At 73.0% G+C, this 13725-nt stretch carries 12 protein-coding genes; 4 read left to right on the top strand and 8 right to left on the bottom strand.

Going from position 1 to position 13725, the window contains the following annotated elements; genetic code table 11:
- Window positions 1-166 precede the first annotated feature (166 nt).
- On the bottom strand, window positions 167-922 hold the full coding sequence (locus tag IO33_RS0139120; RefSeq protein ID WP_078964091.1) for a hypothetical protein: 756 nt from the start codon (window positions 920-922) through the stop codon (window positions 167-169).
- A gap of 257 nt (window positions 923-1179) precedes the next feature.
- On the opposite strand from IO33_RS0139120, the gene IO33_RS0139115 reads away from it, so the two are divergent.
- Window positions 1180-2322 carry an MFS transporter gene (locus IO33_RS0139115; protein ID WP_051927240.1) on the top strand — a complete coding sequence of 381 codons (1143 nt, stop codon included), beginning with the start codon at window positions 1180-1182 and terminating at the stop codon, window positions 2320-2322.
- The gene (locus tag IO33_RS0139110; RefSeq protein WP_245236015.1) at window positions 2319-3359 is read left to right on the top strand and encodes a sugar ABC transporter permease; all 1041 of its coding nucleotides are present in this window, start codon (window positions 2319-2321) and stop codon (window positions 3357-3359) included. The genes IO33_RS0139115 and IO33_RS0139110 overlap by 4 nt, the downstream gene beginning before the upstream one ends.
- Here IO33_RS0139110 and IO33_RS0139105 read toward each other — a convergent pair.
- Entirely contained in the window at window positions 3356-4528 is a 1173-nt protein-coding gene (locus IO33_RS0139105; RefSeq protein WP_037687118.1) for an acyl-CoA dehydrogenase family protein, read from the bottom strand. The genes IO33_RS0139110 and IO33_RS0139105 overlap by 4 nt on opposite strands.
- Window positions 4529-4653: 125 nt before the next feature.
- Here IO33_RS0139105 and IO33_RS0139100 point away from each other — a divergent pair, with 125 nt between their 5' ends.
- Window positions 4654-6393 (top strand): CoA transferase, encoded by a 1740-nt coding sequence (locus IO33_RS0139100; RefSeq protein WP_031173874.1) that lies wholly within the window; start codon window positions 4654-4656, stop codon window positions 6391-6393.
- Window positions 6390-8054: a class I adenylate-forming enzyme family protein gene (locus IO33_RS0139095; protein WP_031173873.1), complete on the top strand. Its 1665-nt coding sequence runs from the start codon at window positions 6390-6392 to the stop codon at window positions 8052-8054. The genes IO33_RS0139100 and IO33_RS0139095 overlap by 4 nt, the downstream gene beginning before the upstream one ends.
- Window positions 8055-8117: 63 nt before the next feature.
- Here the strand turns inward: IO33_RS0139095 and IO33_RS0139090 are convergent, their stop codons facing one another.
- From IO33_RS0139090 to IO33_RS0139065, 6 genes are all read right to left on the bottom strand, one after another.
- Window positions 8118-8939: a TroA family protein gene (locus tag IO33_RS0139090; protein ID WP_031173872.1), complete on the bottom strand. Its 822-nt coding sequence runs from the start codon at window positions 8937-8939 to the stop codon at window positions 8118-8120.
- Window positions 8888-9766 (bottom strand): metal ABC transporter permease, encoded by an 879-nt coding sequence (locus tag IO33_RS0139085; protein ID WP_031173871.1) that lies wholly within the window; start codon window positions 9764-9766, stop codon window positions 8888-8890. The genes IO33_RS0139090 and IO33_RS0139085 overlap by 52 nt, the downstream gene beginning before the upstream one ends.
- On the bottom strand, window positions 9763-10398 hold the full coding sequence (locus IO33_RS0139080; protein ID WP_031173870.1) for an ABC transporter ATP-binding protein: 636 nt from the start codon (window positions 10396-10398) through the stop codon (window positions 9763-9765). Before IO33_RS0139080 ends, IO33_RS0139085 begins: the two co-directional genes overlap by 4 nt.
- 106 nt (window positions 10399-10504) lie before the next feature.
- Window positions 10505-11017, bottom strand: coding sequence for a copper chaperone PCu(A)C (locus tag IO33_RS0139075; RefSeq protein ID WP_031173869.1), 513 nt, complete (start codon window positions 11015-11017; stop codon window positions 10505-10507).
- Window positions 11014-13275: a heavy metal translocating P-type ATPase gene (locus tag IO33_RS0139070; protein WP_031173868.1), complete on the bottom strand. Its 2262-nt coding sequence runs from the start codon at window positions 13273-13275 to the stop codon at window positions 11014-11016. Before IO33_RS0139070 ends, IO33_RS0139075 begins: the two co-directional genes overlap by 4 nt.
- Complete coding sequence (locus IO33_RS0139065; protein ID WP_031173867.1) at window positions 13272-13517, bottom strand: hypothetical protein; 246 nt, start codon at window positions 13515-13517, stop codon at window positions 13272-13274. The genes IO33_RS0139070 and IO33_RS0139065 overlap by 4 nt, the downstream gene beginning before the upstream one ends.
- Window positions 13518-13725: the final 208 nt, after the last annotated feature.

The raw sequence follows: 13725 nt of genomic DNA, 5'->3' as shown, positions 1-13725 counted from the left end.
AATCAGGTATCCGGCGTACGGCCGGCACGCGCCGCAGGGCAGCGGGCGGCACGATCGGAACCGGTGATGGGGTGGACGGCCGGGCGCTGGAGCGCACGGCCGATGCCCGAGGCGGAAAACCGACGGCTCGACGGCTGTGGGGACGACCTCGGGGAACCGGCTGTCGTCAGGCGACAGCGGTCCCGGCGGGCGGCCCCCGAGAGGTGATCGCGTGAGTGAGGAACAGGCGGCGCGGAGCCCGGTCCGACTCCGCTCGGCGGGCCCGGACGCGCGGCCGGTGCGGCGGCACGGGCAGCCGGAAAAGCAGACACAGCGGCGCGAAGAGCCAGCCGGCGACGGCCCGCAGGATGCGGAACGCGGCGCGTTCGCCGTACGCGAGCCACAGCGCGCACAGCAGCGCGGCCAGCAGGTGGGCGCAGAGCATGCCGGTCGAGGACATGGCCGCCATGTCGTGGGCGACGGCGCTGGCAGGCGCCGCGGAAGCCATGTGGTCCATCGAGCCCATGGAGCCCATCGAGCCGATGGAAGGCATGGAGTGCATGGCGGCCATGTCGTGGCCCGTTGAGTTCATCCCGCTCATGGAGCCCGCCCCCGACGGCGAACCGCACAGGAGGTAGGTGAGCCACTGCTGGGCGAGCGACCTCCCACCGGACGCTGCGGGGTGGGCGACGGCCTGGGCCAGAGAGAACGACGAGTGGAGCACGGCCTGGGTAGCCACCGCGACGCAGACGACGAGAAGCGGTCCGCGTTCCCGGTCGGCCAGCCGCCAGGCCAAACCGCCCGTCGCCACCGCGCCCGCGGTCATGGCCCACCAAGGCACCGCGGTTCCCGACATCATGATGTGACCCAGGGCGGTGAGCAGCACACAGCAGGCCGCGAACACCGCGGCCCGTACCGTGCGAGAACACCACCCAGCAGTCATGGCGGCCTCATCCTCGCATCCGCGCTTCCATGGTCACCGGGGGGTACGAAAAACGGACTATGCCCCCTCAGCCCCGAACTTGTGATCCAGGCCACAGCATCGGGCCGGAACTCCTGGGCGGTTGAGCCCGACCTCTCTCGAAGGCCCGGAGATTTCCCGGGCGGGGAGGAGGAACGCCGGTGGCGGCGGACCAGAGCCAGACTCAGAGTCAGATCGGGACGGCGGCCGGAAGCGGTCCGGCACGGGCGACCGGTGCCATGACGGCGCTGCTGACGTGTGCCATGGCCTTCTCGATGATGCAGCTCTTCCTGCTCGGCGCGCTCGGACCACGGCTCGTGGACGACCTGAAGGTGTCACCGACCGTGCTGGGGCTGACGACGACCGTCGGCTTCGGGGCCGCGGCCGTGCTCTCCCCGGCGGGCGGGCGTGTGGTGGACCGGCTGGGTCCGCGCCGCTGCCTGGTCGCGCTGCTGCTGGTGTCGGCGGCGGCTCTGGCGCTGATCGGCTCGGCGCCGGGCACCGGGTTCCTGCTGACGGCGGTCGCGCTGGGCGGGCTCCCGCAGGCGCTGGCGAACCCCGCCACGAACAAGGCCATCCTGGCCTCCGTACCGGCGGAGCGGCGTGGCCCGGTGACCGGGATGAAGCAGTCCGGGGTGCAGCTGGGCGCGTTCGCCGCCGGGCTGCCGCTCGCGGCACTGGCCGGGGCGGCCGGCTGGCGGGGCGCGGTGTGGACGGCGGCCGGCGCAGCCGTGCTGGCGGCCGTCTGGGCGGCTCGTGCCTTGCCCGCCGACCCGCCGCCGAAGGCTGCGCCGGCCTCGTGGGTCCCGCGCGGCGCGATCGCGTGGCTGGCAGCATTCTCGCTGCTGCTGGGCTGCGGCATCGCGTCGGTGAACACGTATCTGGCGTTGTACGGCGTGCGGCGGCTCGGGCTCGGGCCGACGGCAGCCGGTGCGCTGGTGGCGGTGCTGGGCATCGCGGGCGTCGCCGGGCGGGTGGGCTGGTCGAAGGTGGCGGGGCAGCCGAGCCGGGCGGTGTGGCTGCCGTGCGGACTGGCCGCCGGTGCGGTGGGAGCCGCACTGCTGCTGGCGGCCTCGGCATACGCGCACCCGCTGGCGTGGGGCGCTGCGGTGGCCGTGGGCGTCTTCGCGGTGGCCGCCAACGCGGTCTCGATGGTGCTGGTGATGCAGCGTGCGGCGCCCGGCCGGGCCGGACAGGACTCGGCGCTGGTCTCGGCCGGATTCTTCGCCGGGTTCGCGATCGGCCCGCCGCTGTTCGGGCTGCTGGCGGGCGCAGGGCGGTACGGGACCGGGTGGCTGTCGGTCGCGGGAGAGTTCGTGGGGGCGAGCGTGGTGGCGCTGACCTGGGCGGTGCGTGAGCGGCGTTCGGTCGTACGGCGATGAGCGGGGCGCGTGCGGCGAAGGGCTCGGCGGGCATGGCTCCGCAGCCCCGCCCTGACGTCCCCGACTGGGTGGCTCCTGCGCTGGATTCCGTCCTGGAGCGGGTGGCTGCCACCCAGGCCCAAGTCGGTGACCGTTTCCCGCTGTTCGCCGACCCCTGCACCGGCCTATGGACGACGACCGGACGTGGCTCGTGGACGGGCGGCTTCTGGGCGGGACTGTTGTGGCTACGCGCCCGCTACACAGCGGACGACGGCGCTCACGAGGCGGCGGCGAAGTGCACCGGTCGGCTCGCGAACTGGGTGCACGCCGACACGGCCGCCCGCGGATTGATCTTCTGGAACGGGACCGCGCTCGCCGACACGCGCGAGGCCACCGAGCTGCGGGACCGCGCCGCCCATGCCTGCCTGGATGCGTACGACGCCGAACTCTGTCTCGTCCCGTGGGGCTCGGCGTTCGGCGGCCCCCGCCTCCTGGCCCGCGTGGACGGCGTGTCGGGCATGGTCCCGCTCCTGGCAACGGTGGACGAGCAGGCTGCCGAGGCTCATCTACGCCGCCATCTCGAACTCTGCCTCGGGGAGGGCTCCTTCGGCTGGTCCTGGCGGTACGAGCACCCTGCGCGCTGGGTCCCGTGCGACGATCCGCCGCCCGGCTGGAGCCGGGGCCGGGCCTGGCTGCTGCTGGCCGTGGCCGACGCCGTACACCGTCTGGGCGCCGACGATCTGGCTGATGCCACACGCCACTTGATCCCGGCCCACACCGTCCCGCCCGCGAACGAGACCCACCCCGGAGGTCCTCTCGACACCTCCGCCGCCGCCATATCCGCGGTGGCTCTGCTCAAGCTCGGCCGACGCGAACGGGCCGTCCAGGTGCTGCAAGAACTGGTCCGCACCCATCTCTCGGGCGACGGCCGACTCCTGGACGGCTGCTACGACCTCACCACGGGAACGGCGACACGGCACGAGCTGATCTGGGGCGACTTCTACCTCGCCCACGCACTCGCCGCGCTCACCGGGCTCGTCGACCCGCATGAAGCCTAGGTGGTTCGCAGTACCCGCCGCGCGACCGAGGTGACGTGCAGTTCGTCCGGGCCGTCGAGGATCCGGGCCGCCCTGCCGGTGCGGAACAGTGCGGGCAGGGCGGTGTCCGGGCCGAGGCCCGCCGCGCCGTGTACCTGGATCGCCGCGTCGGCCACCTGCTGGAGAGTGCGGGCGGCGGCCACCTTGGCCAGGCCCACCTCCACGTGCGCGTCGAGTCCGGCGTCCAGGCGGGCCACGGCTTCGTACACGAGGGGGCGGGTCGTGCGCAGCGCCAGCAGCGACTCGAAGACGTGGCGCTGGACGAGTTGGAGGCCTGCGAGCGGGCCGCGGGAGCGGGTGCGGGTCGTCGCGCGTGAGCGCATCAGGTCGAAGGCCCGCCCCGCCTGCCCCAGCCAGCGTAGGCAGCGCAGTGTGCGGCCGAGTTGGAGCCGTTCGGCCGCGATGTCCAGTGCCTTGCCGCGCTCGCCGATCAGGTGGTCGCCACCCACCACGACCCCGTCCAGGTCGATCTCCCACTGCCCGCCCGCGCCGAACACCGGCAGTTCACGAACCACACGGAAGCCCGGCGAGTTTGTCGGTACCAGGAGCAATGACAGTCCCCCGCGGTCCGGCGGTGTGCCGTCCGTACGGGCGAGGACCGTGACGAGGTCGGCGTCGGCCGCCCCGCTGGTGAACCATTTACGCCCGCTCACCCGCCAGGTTCCGTCGTCCGCGGGTACGGCGCGGGTGGTGGTGAGGAAGGGGTCGGTGCCGGGCGTCTCGGGCTCGGTCATGGCGTAGCAGGCCCGTATGTCTCCGGCGACCAGGCGCTCGGCGTACCGTTCACGGACGGCCGGGCTGCCGTGCCGCCACAGCATCAGTGCGTCGAGCAGGGGTGCCGAGCCGAGGGCGGCCGGGCCGTGGTCGCTGGCTCCCTCGGCCTCGGCGACATGGGCGTACGACCGCAGCGGCATCCCTTGGCCGCCTAGTTCCGAGGGAAGCGGGAGTGCCCACAGCCCTTCGGTCTTCGCCTCGCGCTGGAGCCTGCGCAGCACGGCGGCGGCCTCAGCACCGCCGGCGTCCAGTACGGGCTCGCAGGGCATCACCCGTCCGCGTACGAACTCGGCGACGCGATGCCTCAACACCGTTGCGTCCGGCGGGCAGTGGGGCGTCCCGGTGATCTCGTCCATGCGGGTCTCCGTCACTTTCCTCGTGATCCGCGGGAACCCCGGCCGCCGGCCGTCCGACTCCCTCTTCCGTGGAACAGGTCGGGGGCGACCGTCCCCGGGTTCCCGCGCGTCAGGAAAGGAGAGGCATGGCGACTCCAGCCATACCGGCCGTCGCGCGGACGGCCGGACCACTCGACGGTCTCCGTCTGCAGGGCGACGGTCCGCCGGGCCCGGCGGACGGTCTCATCGCGGAGCATCTGCGGCTGCTGGGCGCCGAGACCGACGGCGGCTCCGGCGGCCGGCTCACCGTCACCGGAGGCGACATCGGTGGTGTCACCGCCCGCAGCACGTGGGGAGGGACCGCGACCGACGAGGCCACCGTCCAGGCGGCGACCGGCATCATGGCCGTACACGGCCGCCGGGACGGCGCCCCGCGCGGTCTCGCCGTCGACTACGCCGCCACGGCGACAGGGGTGCTTGCCGTGCAGGGCCTGCTGGCAGGGCTGCTGGCGCGGGCGCGCGGCGGGCGCGTCACACAGGTCGCGGTCAGCGCCGAGCGGGCCGGGCTGCTCACGGTCTCCCAGTACCTGGCCGCCGCCGGGGCCGAGGAGGGTGAGGCGGTCGAACTCGCTGCGGGCGGGCCGCCGTTCACGTCGGCCGACGGGATCGTCTTCGAGCTGGAGACCCTGGATCCGGGGGTGTGGGCGTCGTTCTGGCGCACCCTCGACGCCCCGGAAGAATCGATACGCCGGGGCTGGCGCCCCTTCCAGTTCCGGTACGCCACGGCCTGCGCGCCCTTCCCGCAGACGTTGCACGAGGCAGCGCGGGCAAGCTCCTGGGAGCGGATCCGGCACGCCGCCGAGATGTCCGGTGCCGACGTGTGCCCGTTGCGGTCGCTCGCCGAGCGTGCGGCCGAGTACGACGGTGCGGCGCCCTGGAAGCTGACCCCGCACGACGCGGCGGCGTACACCCCCGGCAGACCGACCGATGACCTGCCCCTCACCGGATTCACCGTTCTCGAAGCCGGGCGCCGCATTCAGGCCCCGCTCGCCGCTCACCTCCTCGGCCTGCTGGGCGCGGAGGTGATCCGGATCGAGCCGCCGGGCGGTGACCCGTTGCGCGGGATGCCGCCCGCCTGCTCCGGCGTCTCGGCGCGCTGGCTGGCGTTGAACCGGGGCAAGAAGGCCGTCGAAGTGGACATCAAGTCCGCCGCCGACCGGGAGCGGCTGCGCGAGATGGCCGCCGACGCGGATGTCTTCCTGCACAACTGGGCACCTGGCAAGGCCGCCCAGCTCGGCCTCGACCACGAGCACCTGGCCCGCGCCAACCCCGCGCTCGTCTACGCGTACACCAGCGGCTGGGCGGACCGGTTGTCCGAGGCCCCCATGGGCACCGACTTCATGGTGCAGGCCCGCACCGGTGTCGGCGAGGCGGTGCGGCCCGCCGACGAGCCGGCCGCCCCGTCCCTGATGACCCTGCTCGACGTGCTCGGCGGCCTGCTCGGCGCCGAGGCGATCCTGGCGGGGTTGCTGCAGCGGGAACGCACCGGCCGGGGGATACGCGTCGGCTCCTCACTCCTCGGCGCCGCCGACGTGCTCACCGCACCCCATCGGGCCCGGGCCGCGCAGGGACTCGACCCGCGCCGGCCGGCGGGGTTCCGCCGCCCGCTGCGCACCGCCGACGGCTGGATCGCCCTGGCCGATCTGTCCGCGGCCCCGTACGACATCGCAGAGCTGTCCACAGACCAGGCGCTGGAGCGGCTGCACGAGCGCGGCCTGGCCGCCGTCCCGGTCGTCACCGACCTCGCCGACCTGCTCTCCTGCGGCCCGATCAACCGCGACGCGTACGGCGCCCCCGCCGTTCCCGACCCCTGGAGCTTCGCATGACCGTGGACCTGCACGACCTGCTGCCCGCCGAGCTGCGCCGCACCTGGGCCGTCGACGGCACCTGCCCGGACCTGGACCTCTACAGCCTCTACCGCGCCCACCAGGTCGCCGACCTGCACCGCACCGCGGTCGTCGACGCCAAGGGAAAGCTCTGCTACACCGCCTTGGACCGCAAGGCGCGATGTCTGGCGGCCGGTCTTTCCGGGCTCGGCATACGCGCCGGTGACGTGGTCGGCATACAACTCCCCAACGGACGCAACGCTGTCATCGCCGACCTCGCCGTGGCCGCGCTGGGTGCCATCGCGCTGCCCTTCCCCGTCGGCCGCGGCACCAGCGAGGCAGTCTCCCTGCTGCGCCGGGCGGAGGCGGTCGCTGTGATCGCCGCCACCGAGCACCGCGGAAACCACCACGCCGCCGATCTGCTCACGCTCGCCGGTGAACTCCCCGCCCTACGCACGGTGATCGCCGCCGGGCCCGGAGCCCCGGAGGGGACGCTCGCGTTCTCCGCGCTGCTGCGCACCGACCCCACGTCCTTCAAGCCGGCCCGCCCCGACCCCGACTCCGCCGCCCGCATCCTGGTCTCCTCCGGGTCCGAGGCCGAGCCGAAGATGGTGGCGTACTCGCACAACGCGCTGGCCGGCGGCCGCGGCAACTTCCTCGCCGCGCTCATGCCGGACAGCCGGCCGCCGCGCTGCCTCTTCCTCGTCCCGTTGGCCTCTGCCTTCGGTAGCAGCGGCACCGCCGTCACGCTCGCCCGGCACGGCGGAACGCTCGTCCTGCTGGACCACTTCACGCCCGAGGCCGCGCTGGATGCGCTCGCCGCGCACGAGCCCACCCACGTCCTGGGCGTACCGACCATGATCCGGATGATGCTGGACCGGATCGCGGAAGGACACCATCCGGCGTTCCCTCCGCCCACGGCCGTCATCGTCGGCGGAGCGCCGCTCGACGAGTCCACGGCCGAGGAGGCCCGGCGCCTCTTCGGATGCCCGGTCGTGAACCTCTACGGCTCGGCCGACGGCGTCAACTGTCACACCGGACTGTCCGACCCTCCCCTGCGCGACGAACGGCCGGGCATCCTCGCCGGCCACCCCGACCCGATCGTCGCCGACATACGCATCGCCGTCCCCGGCACGACCGAACTGCGGGAGACGCCGCGCGGCAGTGTCGGCGAGATCGTCGCCCGCGGCCCGATGACCCCGCTGTGCTACGTCGCCGCCCCCGACCTCGACGCCCGCTACCGCACCGCCGACGGCTGGGTGCGCACCGGCGACCTCGGCGTCATCGACGAGGACGGGAACCTGCGGATCGTCGGGCGGTTGAAGGACATCGTCATCCGGGGCGGGGCCAACATCAGCCCGGCAGAGGTGGAAATAGAGCTGGCGGCACATCCGCTCGTACGGGACGTGGTGTGCGTCGGCGTGCCCGATCCGCTGATGGGCGAGCGGCTGGCCGCCTGCGTCGTGCCGCGGGGAGAGGCCCCCACGCTTCAGGAGCTGTGCGCGCGCCTGGACGCGCGCGGCCTGGAGCGGCGCAAGCACCCCGAACGCCTCCTGGTCGTAGCGGAGTTGCCGCTCACCCCGGCGGGCAAGCCGGACCGGGCGCTCTTGCGTGAGCGGTGTTCGGCGCAGGCGCCGAGGTCCGTCGCACAGGCCGTCTGACCCCCACGAGTGCGAGGCCGCCCGGAGACTCCGGGCGGCCTCGCACTCACGACGTACCCCAGGTCAGGAAGAGGCCATCGCCTTCTTGATCGTCTCGGCGGCGTTCTTGTAGACCGCCAGCAGGTCCAGGTCCTTGCCCGGATAGTTGACGATCTCCACCTGCCGCGCGCCGGAGTCCGGCAGCACCGTGCCCGTCGTCATGTGGATGTTGTCGAAGACGAACGCGGGCTTCTTCGTCTCCAGATCAGCCAGCTGCTTGGCGGTCACGGCCTGCGGGCCGTACGTGCCGCGCAGGTCCGCGCCCGCCATCTTTGCCGACCAGACGGAGAAGACCTGCGCGACGACGGCCGGCGCCTTGCCGCCCGGCCACGCGGCCTTCAACTCCTTCTGCAGCACGCTGTATTCGCTCTTGAAGGAGGTGTTCCATTTCGCGGCTGCATCCTGGGTGCCGAACAGCTTGCCCAGGCGCGTGACGTCCGCGCTCGTGGTGGCGACGTCGTTGTCGAGGTTCATCTCGACCATCTTCGCGCTCGACCCGGCAGCGTCCTTGATCTTCTTGGCGTACGGCTCGAAGGACGCGTACAGCACGAAGTCGGCCCCCGCGACCGCCGCGAGGTCGGACGGCTTGGGGTCGTAGTCCGGGGCGTGCTGCACGGACGAGGGGACGATGATCTTCACGTCCTTGGCGCCGGCGGCCTTGGCGAGGGCGCCCTCCCAGGTGGTGGTGGCCACGACGACAGGGCCGCCGCCGTTCTTGTTCGCACTCTTGTCGCCGCTGTCGGCTTTGTCGGAGCCGCAGGCGGTGGCGGTCAGCGCCAGCGCGGTGGTCAGGCTCAGTGCGACGAGGGAGGGGACACGGACGGTGCGGACGCGGGTGCGCGCCATGAGCGGATTCTCCGTTCGGGGATGAGGTGCACGGCCAGGACCAGGGCCCCGGCCGTCAGGACGAGCACGGGCCCGGGCGGCCAGTCGAGCTTCAGCGCGACGAGGAACCCGGTGAGGTTCACCGCGACGCCGATACTGACCGCCCAGGCGGTGATGGACTTCAGGGACGTGCCCAGCCGCCGGGCGGCGAGCGCGGGCAGGAGGGTCAGCGCGTCGACGAGCAGCGCGCCGGTCAGCTTGATCGCCCCGGCGACGGACACCGCGACGAGCACAAGCAGCAAGAGGGTGAGCCGGTCGACCCGCACGCCGGAGGAGAGGGCGAGTTCGCGGTCGTAGAGCAGGAGCGCGAGGTCGCGGCGGCGCCACCAGAACAGGGCCGGTACGACGACGGCGAGCACGCCCAGCAGCCACAGGTCGGGTGTGCCCACGGACAGGATGGAGCCCCACAGCAGCGCGAACGCACCTTGCGCGTTGACGCCGGACACGGCCAGGACCAGCAGCGCGGCGGCGATCGCCAGACTCATCAGCAGGCCCATCGCGCCCGACAGGCCGTCCGGGGTGCGGGCGAGCGGCGCGACCCCGGCACCGGCGAGGGCACAGGCGAGAAGCGCGCACAGCATGGGGTCGAGCCCGGTCAGCAGTCCGAGTGCGATGCCCAGGAGCGCGACGTGCATCATCGCGAACCGGACCGGCATGATGTCGAGCCCGACGATCACGACACCGATCACCGGAAGGCCGACGGCCGCCAAGAGCAGGGCGGCTCCGGCCCGTTGGACGGGTATGAGCCGCATGAGCGTTCCGAGGTCGGCGGCGGCGAGGTTGTTCACCGGACCTCCCTGAGCCGGCCGGCGGCCATCTCCAGCACTCGGTCGCAGCGGTCGGCCAGCGCCCGGTCGTGCGTGACGACCACGACGGTCACCGGCAGCGACAGCAGGACGTCGGCCGCCTCCTCCTGCCCGGCGAAATCGAGCGCGGCGGTGGGCTCGTCGGCCAGCAGCACCCCCGCTCCGGCCGCGACGCAGCCGACCGCGCGGGCCAGATACATGCGCTGCAGCTGGCCGCCCGACAGCGTGTGCAGCGGTCGGCCGGTCAGCGACCCGACACCCAGCTTCTCCGCCGCCTGCACCGCTTCGGCCGCTGCCCCGCTGCAGGCCAGCAACTCGCTGCCCAGCAGCGGGAATCTGCCGACTGCGGGCTTCTGCGGAATCCAGGCACACGCCCGGCGCCGCCACGCCCACTCGGCCGCGCTGCCGGTGCCCCGGCCACCGACCAGGATCTCCCCGTCGGCCTGGCGGTGCAGGCCCAGCACGGCACGTAGCAGCGTGGTCTTGCCCGACCCGTTGGTGCCGGTCAGCGCCACCCGCTCGCCCGCCTCGATATCGAGATCGACCTCGTGCACGGCCTCTACGCGACCGTGCCGACAGGCGACCTGGCGCATCCGCACATCCAGCCCGTCCATCCCACCTCCTGTCCGTTCTGCGAGAGGAGTCGGACGGGCAGGGCGATGAGTTCCCGGCGATTCTCGGCGAAGAGACGAATGCGCGAAGTCTCCGCCGCTTGCGGTCTCAGAACGTGCCGGGGCGTACCACCACCGCCAAGGTCTTGATCCGCCCGCTGTGCCGGAAATGCAGCACGAAAGGGACGAGGTCCCCCGCGCGCCACTCCCCACGCACGGTCACCATCACGTCCAATCCCCGCGGTGACATCGCCAGCGTGCCGCCCGCCGGGACGATGGCGGAGCCGACCGGGCGCATGTACCCGGCGTTGCCCGGTGTCGTCGTATTGCGGCCGAGCATCGCCCGGTCCACGGCGCTCGAGGTCACACCCGTCAACTCGTCCTCAACGCCAACCGAGTTGGAGATCCGGAAGAAGGCGGCTGACTCCTGACCGTCCCCGTACGGGAGGAACACCCGCCCGGACGTGACCTCGATGCGCGCGGGACTGCCCGCCGCCCCAGAGGCGGTCCACGCGGCGAGACCGCCGAGGGCGAGCACGCACGCCGCCACGGGGGCGAGCGTGGCGAGGAACGCCTCGGTGAGCCGGCGCCGGGAGGGCCGCCACACCGCGAGTTCGGTCACCGCGCACCACCCGTCCGCCTCGGTCGGCTCGGCTGCCAGGTGCGCAGCCGCAGGCTGTTGCCCACGACCAGCAGGGAGCTGGCCGACATCGCGGCGGCCGCGAGCATGGGGTTGAGCAGGCCCACGGCGGCGAGCGGCACGGTGACGACGTTGTAGCCGAACGCCCACAGGAGGTTGGTCCGGATCGTGCCCAGGGTCCGGCGGGCGAGGCGGACCGCGTCCGCTACGGCCTCGATGTCCCCACGGACGAGGGTCACATCCGCGGCTCCGATGGCCACGTCCGTGCCGCCGCCCATGGCGATCCCGAGATCGGCACCGGCCAGCGCGGCGGCATCGTTCACGCCGTCGCCGATCACCGCGACCCGGCAGCTCTGTGCCCTCAGCTCCCGTACGAGACCGGCCTTGTCCTCGGGCGTGCACCGCGCGCGTACGTCATCGATGCCCAGCTCGGCGGCGACGGCGCGGGCGGTGTGCTCGCGGTCGCCGGTGGCCAGTACCGGCCGCACGCCCAGGCGCCGAAGGCGGTCCACGGCGCGGTAACTGCCCGGGCGTACGAGGTCCCCGACCGCGATCAGTGCCTCGGGCCGGCCGTCCACCAGCACCAGGACCGGCGTGTGCCGGCCCGTCTCGCACGCGTCCAAGGCACGGGCCAGCGGCTCGGGGAGCTCGCCGTCGGGCGAGCGGACTTCCACCAGTCGGCCCTCGACCTGGCCGCGCACGCCCAGCCCGGGCAGTGCCCGGAAGTCGGCCACCTCGGGCAGCGGCCGTCCCGCGTACGCGGTGATCGCCCGGCCCAGCGGATGCTCGGAGCCCTGCTCGACGGCACCCGCGAGACGCACGACCGCCTCCTTGCCGACCCCGCCCGGCACCTCCGTGACCCGCGTGACACTCATGTGCCCGGTGGTGAGCGTGCCGGTCTTGTCCAGGACGACGGTGTCGATGTGCCGCAGGGCCTCCAGCGCCTGCGGACCGCTGACCAGCACACCGAGCTGGGCGCCACGGCCGGTGGCGGCCATCAGCGCCGTGGGAGTGGCGAGCCCCAGCGCACAGGGACAGGCGACGACCAGGACCGCCACGCACGCGGTGACCGCCGCCTGCGGATCGGCTCCCGCACCGAGCCAGAAGCCGAGCACCGTGACGGCGATCGATAGCACCACCGGCACGAACACCCCCGCTACCGCGTCAGCCAGGCGCTGGGCGCGCGCCTTGCCCGCCTGCGCCTCGGTCACCAGCCGGGTGATCCGTGCCAGCTGAGTGTCGGCACCGACTGCCGTGGCCCGCACCAGCAGCAGCCCGCCCGCATTGACGGCACCGCCGACGATTGCCGACCCAGGCTGGACCTCGACCGGTTCGCTCTCGCCCGTGACCAGCGAGACATCCACCGCGGAACTGCCTTCCACGACCTCGCCGTCGGTGGCCACCCGCTCTCCCGGCCGGACCACGAAGGTCTGCCCCACCAGCAACTCACCTATGGCAATCCGTCGTTCATGCTCGCCCTCCCGCACAGCGACGTCCTTCGCTCCCAGCTCGGCGAGCGACCGCAGCGCCTGCCCGGTGCCGTGCCGGGCTCGCGATTCCAGGAACCTCCCGGTCAGCACGAACAGCGGTACGGCGACGACGGCTTCCAGATAGATGTGCGCGCTGCCGTAGCCGGCCTCGGCGGACGGCAGCAGGCTGAAGGACATCCGCATGCCGGGCTCGCCCGCGCCACCGAGGAAGAGCGCATAGGCAGACCAGCCGAAGGACGCCGCCACGCCCAGCGACACCAGCGTGTCCATGGTCGCCGCCGCATGCCGCAGCCCTCGCACCGCCCGCACGTGGAACGGCCACGCACCCCACACCGCAACCGGCGCGGCCAGTACGAAACACAGCCACTGCCAGTTACGGAACTGCCAGGCGGGCACCATCGACAGCACGAGTACGGGCAGCGAGAGCAGCGCGGTGACGACCAGCCGGTCCCGGCCCTCGAACGCGGCTGTCCGCGCCGGGCCTTCGGGCTGGGATTCGGGTTCGGGCCTGGGCGGAGCGGGCAGCTCGGCCGTGTACCCGGCGCGCTCGACTGCCGCGACGAGCTCGGCCTGGGTGACGTCCGGCGGATGGTTCACCCGGGCACGCCCGGTGGCCAGGTTGACCGTGGCACTCACGCCGTCCAGTTTCGCCAGCCGCTTCTCCACCCGACGTACGCAGGCCGCGCAGGTCATGCCGCCGACGATCAGATCCGTGGTCGTCAGGGCGGCCGCCGCCTCCGGGGCCGTCATCCGTGCATCCCGCTCATGCCGCCCATGCCACCGCTGTCGCTGTGCGGCACGGTGCCTCCACCGCCGGAACCGGTGCGGGTGCCGTGCATGCCCGGCGCGACCGGTCCGTAGGCGGCGCCGACGGCGTACGACACCGCGAACATCAGCGCCAGCAGCAGGAGGAAGCCACACAAGGCGGGCGGCGGCACCAGTTTCCTGAGCACCGCACTCGCGCCGGCAGGGAGTTGATGGGACTCATCGATCACAGGCTCTCCTGGTCGCGTCGTACGGCCGCCACTTGTTCCGAGCCGTACCGGTTCAGGAGTCGGAGCCACAGGGGACGGAGTTCCGAAGCTTGTGTGTGACCTGAGTCACACCGTTGCTTGACCTGTGCGGTTCCGGGCCGCAGTGGGGAAGGTCAGTGAGCCGAACGCCTCGCGTGCGGCCAGCTCCGGCTGCGGCGGCGCGGCG

It is taken from the genome of Streptomyces durhamensis (assembly GCF_000725475.1).
GTDB lineage: Bacteria > Actinomycetota > Actinomycetes > Streptomycetales > Streptomycetaceae > Streptomyces > Streptomyces filipinensis.
Note: the sequence above shows the minus strand (reverse complement) of the source record. Positions and strands in the feature narration are given on the sequence as shown.

Coding starts and splice junctions, on each gene's coding strand:
- IO33_RS0139120 (WP_078964091.1), bottom strand. CDS start 922: ATGACTGCTGGGTGGTGTTCTCGCACGGTACGGGCCGCGGTGTTCGCG.
- IO33_RS0139115 (WP_051927240.1), top strand. CDS start 1,180: ATGACGGCGCTGCTGACGTGTGCCATGGCCTTCTCGATGATGCAGCTC.
- IO33_RS0139110 (WP_245236015.1), top strand. CDS start 2,319: ATGAGCGGGGCGCGTGCGGCGAAGGGCTCGGCGGGCATGGCTCCGCAG.
- IO33_RS0139105 (WP_037687118.1), bottom strand. CDS start 4,528: ATGGACGAGATCACCGGGACGCCCCACTGCCCGCCGGACGCAACGGTG.
- IO33_RS0139100 (WP_031173874.1), top strand. CDS start 4,654: ATGGCGACTCCAGCCATACCGGCCGTCGCGCGGACGGCCGGACCACTC.
- IO33_RS0139095 (WP_031173873.1), top strand. CDS start 6,390: ATGACCGTGGACCTGCACGACCTGCTGCCCGCCGAGCTGCGCCGCACC.
- IO33_RS0139090 (WP_031173872.1), bottom strand. CDS start 8,939: ATGGCGCGCACCCGCGTCCGCACCGTCCGTGTCCCCTCCCTCGTCGCA.
- IO33_RS0139080 (WP_031173870.1), bottom strand. CDS start 10,398: ATGGACGGGCTGGATGTGCGGATGCGCCAGGTCGCCTGTCGGCACGGT.
- IO33_RS0139070 (WP_031173868.1), bottom strand. CDS start 13,275: ATGACGGCCCCGGAGGCGGCGGCCGCCCTGACGACCACGGATCTGATC.